The organism is Luteolibacter sp. Y139 (genome assembly GCF_038066715.1).
Classification (GTDB): Bacteria; Verrucomicrobiota; Verrucomicrobiia; order Verrucomicrobiales; family Akkermansiaceae; genus Haloferula; species Haloferula soli.
In genome coordinates this window covers 1-508 of the sequence record NZ_JBBUKT010000030.1, presented here as the reverse complement: position 1 = coordinate 508, position 508 = coordinate 1, and the positions used below count along the sequence as shown (strand labels likewise).

At 59.8% G+C, this 508-nt stretch carries 1 protein-coding gene; it reads right to left on the bottom strand.

The window, feature by feature from the left end:
- Nucleotides 1-313 precede the first annotated feature (313 nt).
- On the bottom strand, nucleotides 314-508 hold a 195-nt coding region (locus WKV53_RS28580), incomplete at its 5' end, for a putative quinol monooxygenase (RefSeq protein ID WP_375341847.1).

Below are 508 nucleotides of genomic sequence, written 5' to 3'. Positions count from 1 at the left end.
CGCCGGTCGTCCAATCGAATCTCGGCTGGCCGGATCGATGTTCCATGCCGAGCTCAATGAGGCTCCGGAAACGCGCGTACTTCCAACCAGATCTTCACGACCTCCCACGCTACCAATCCGAGGTCCACCTTGGTTCGCCCCCCCTCGACACCCCGAGCGGAGGTTAGCACTTGGTCCACCATGTCGGTGCCGCGGCGGGTGCTGACCCCGATCGTCTCAAAAACCTGCTGTGCCCCTCGGCTCCGGAACATAGCTTTTGAGCAGATCGATCGACATCATGATCGGGGCGAGGACACGCCCAGGTCGGGCTTCTTTATTCAGGGAGCTTCGCCGCGAGGACGTCGATCCTTTCAATAACGGGGGGGCTGGAGAATAGCTCTTCAGTCTTCGCCATTAAGGCCGCCGCTACCTTCCCAGAGAGATGCGCTTGGCGACCGGCGTCATCAGGAAACGCATCGAAGATGCCAAAAGTGCTGGGTCCAAGACGAATCCCAAACCACGCAGTGGT